Genomic DNA, 2,980 nt, shown 5'->3' with positions numbered 1-2,980 from the left:
GTCCTATGGCGTCGTGGGGCGTTCCGCCGACGGCAAGGAGATCAAGATCGAGGCGAACGAGGCGCTGAAGGAGCTGATCATTGAGGAGCTGAACGCGCCGGCCGACGGGCAGGGGTCCGACGCTTCCGGTCCACAGAACACCGAAGATCCGGGGCTGACTGAGGGCGAAACCGGTCGCCAGGTCTTCGGCACGGACGATCGCGAGCAGGTCAAGAACACCAAGACCTATCCGTTCTCGGCCATCGGCTACCTCGAAGCCAAGTCGCCCAAGACCGGCAAATACGGCAGCTGCTCGGCGACGCTGATCGGGCCGCGCACCGTGCTCACCGCGGCGCACTGCCTCTATAGCCATGAAGACGGCGCGTGGCTCGATGAATATCTGTTCGTGCCGGGCCTCAACGGCGGCACCGCCGACGACGCGCCGTTCGGCGCCTTCACCTATGAGAGCGCCTATATCCTGCAGGGCTTCATCGACAACTACCAGGGGTTTTACGGCTCGGTCGTGCCGTGGGATCTCGGCATCGTCACCCTGAAGCAGGACATTGGCACCAATCTCGGCTGGCTGGGCTATGCCAATTACGAGGATCTGGGCGATTTCACCGCCAACATCGTCGGTTATCCCGGCGACAAGTCGATGGGCACGATGTGGAAGGCAAGCTGCGAAGTGCACGCCGAGAACATCGGCACGGATTACTTCCAATATGACTGCGATACGTTCCCGGGCTCGAGCGGAAGCTCGGTCTACGCCTATGACAATGCCGCGAAGCAACGCGTCATCACCGGCGTCAACGTGGCCGAGGGCCCGGAAGCGAACACCGCGGTCAGGCTCAACGCCGCTAATGTCGAGTGGATCAACGGCCTCTACAAATAGGCCGGCTCAAATCTGCCTAACGGCTGCGTTGAACAGGCGGCGGGAACTCTCGCCGCCTTTTCGTTTCCGGGCGCCGCTCGACTGGCCGTTACTTGGACTGCGCCTCTGGCTGTCCCTGGCGCACATAGGCCTCGATCGCCGTGGCAAAGTTGGCTGAGCCGGCCTTGCGCTGCTTATCTATATAGCCGGCAAAGTAACTCCAGAAGGAAACGGCGTAGTCGCGAAAGTAGGCGTCCGCCACCTTGCGTGAACACAGGTCGCTCTCGACGCAGATGGAGAGGCGATTGAGGAAATAGACGACGCGGTCGAAATGATCGCTGAAATCGGCGAGCGGCATGGTGCCGCCATCAGTGGTCATCGCCTCGATGCCGATGCGCTGCCTGAACTCCTGCTCCTCGGTGGGAGTCGGATTGGCGCTGAGCAGATTGTCGTATTTGGCGTTGAGCCCCGTCAGCCGCTCCTTGAGCGCCCGTTGCGCCTGCTGCAGGTCCTTGCTCTCCCATAGCTCGACCAGCGACATGGTCTGCTCGACACGCTTCTGCTCCTGGTTGGCCAGGAACTGGAAGACGGAGAACAGAAGGGTGAAGATGATCACCAGGCGCACCAGAAGGCCCGACCAGGCATAGGCCAGCATGCGCCAGTCACGATCGGTGAAGGGGTTCGATTCCTTCTTGATCTCGTGGCTGCTCGGCCACGGGAAACCCTCCGTGGTCTCAGGCAGCGCCTCAGCCTTCCTGATCGCCGGCGGCTCCGTAGATGCCGTCGCTGGCGTAACCTTACCCCCCGGTTTTTTCATCGGCAGCTGTCCAGGTCGATAATGGCGGAGGGGTCGAGCACGATGCCCGGCGCCTCGAGCTTTTTCTTCAGGCAGTCGAGCTGCAAACGCGAAATCATGAACTGCACGTCAGGCTCGGCGGGCGCCTTGTTCGGCGAGGGCAGGGCCTCGACCACGCCGCGCGAGGCGCAGCCGCTGAGATCGACCACGACGGCCTCATTGCCGGTCTTGGCGATCTGGTCGTACTGGTCGAGAAAGCAACTCGCCAATTCGGAATTGGTCACGATCTGCTTGGCGCAGAGGCCGCAGGTCTCCTCTGCCGAGGCATGGGCGAACGACAGGCCCGCGGCAAGAAGGACCGCTCCGAGCCAGCAAAGAACCTTGGTTTTCACGAGCGTCCTCATCCTTTCCGCGCCGCGCCAGAATGTCCACATACCAAGCCCGTCGCGCAAGAGCCGCTGCGCGATTGCGACAGGCTTTTGCTGCGGCCTGCATTCAGGCGCGCGGCACCGTCTCCATCGGAAAAATCATCACCGCGCCCTTTGGGCCGCTCCTGTCGGTAAGCTTCATCACCGAGCGCGTCGAGGGCGCCATGCCGATATCGGTCAGCATGTCGGAGAAGCCGGAGCCGCCGGCCGCGCGGGTGGCCGAGGGCACGCCGTCCTGCGCCAGGAAGCTCAGGTCCTCCTTCTCGCTCTGCGGCGGCGCCTCGGTCAGCACCGCGATCATCCGCTCCATACCGAAGCTGGTGTCGGTGAAGGCCAGCAGTCCTTCCCGCAAGCCGGCATCCGGCGAGCCGTTGGCGGGCGCCAGCCGCTCGGCGACGATATGGGTGATGGAATAGTCGCTGCCGACATAGAGCACGTTGATGTCGACATATTTGTCGGAATCGTTCCTGGCCTTGATGTGCATCTCGTCACCCGGCGAGACGCGCGGCACGGTCGAGGCCTGCAGCGGCTCCAGCGCGTCGCCGCCTTGGCGCCTGATCTCGAACTCGACACTGACCTCTTCCGGCCGGTAGTCGGACGCTGCGGCTAGCCTGGAGAGGCCGGTGGCGCGGAAGATGGTGGTCAGGTTCCTCGCCGCCGCCTCGGCCAGCTTTGCCGGGTTATCCGGGCGGATGATGATCAGCGGCGGCCTGCCGCCGTCCTTCAGCGTCACGTCGCCGGAAGCCGGCAGGAACCATAGCGCCGGCTTGTCGGTCGCATCGGTGGCCGCGCCGGCAATCGCATTCTCGCGCAGCACCGCCAGCCGTAGGTCGGCTCTCTTGCCGGGCTCGACCAGCTCGACGTGGAATCCGGATTTCTCCCTGGCCGCCAGTTCGTCCAGAACCG

At 63.7% G+C, this 2,980-nt stretch carries 3 protein-coding genes and 1 pseudogene; 1 reads left to right on the top strand and 3 read right to left on the bottom strand.

The features are described 5' to 3' along the window. A partial coding sequence (locus tag EN742_RS30100; RefSeq protein ID WP_148670357.1) for a serine protease occupies window positions 1–871 on the top strand: 871 nt, incomplete at its 5' end. An 88-nt stretch (window positions 872–959) separates the two neighbouring features. On the opposite strand, the gene EN742_RS30095 is transcribed toward EN742_RS30100, so the two are convergent. The 3 genes and pseudogenes from EN742_RS30095 to EN742_RS30085 all read right to left on the bottom strand — a co-directional run. Next, complete coding sequence (locus EN742_RS30095) at window positions 960–1,667, bottom strand: hypothetical protein (protein ID WP_128333618.1); 708 nt, start codon at window positions 1,665–1,667, stop codon at window positions 960–962. Continuing rightward, a complete protein-coding gene (locus tag EN742_RS30090; RefSeq protein WP_245455380.1) occupies window positions 1,664–2,038 on the bottom strand; it encodes a hypothetical protein in 375 nt (124 codons plus the stop codon). Before EN742_RS30090 ends, EN742_RS30095 begins: the two co-directional genes overlap by 4 nt. 103 nt (window positions 2,039–2,141) lie before the next feature. Continuing rightward, a pseudogene (locus EN742_RS30085) lies at window positions 2,142–2,980 on the bottom strand (caspase family protein); the annotation flags it as partial.

It is taken from the genome of Mesorhizobium sp. M4A.F.Ca.ET.020.02.1.1 (assembly GCF_004022645.1).
Classification (GTDB): Bacteria; Pseudomonadota; Alphaproteobacteria; order Rhizobiales; family Rhizobiaceae; genus Mesorhizobium.
This window is presented reverse-complemented; position numbering and strand designations above follow the sequence as displayed.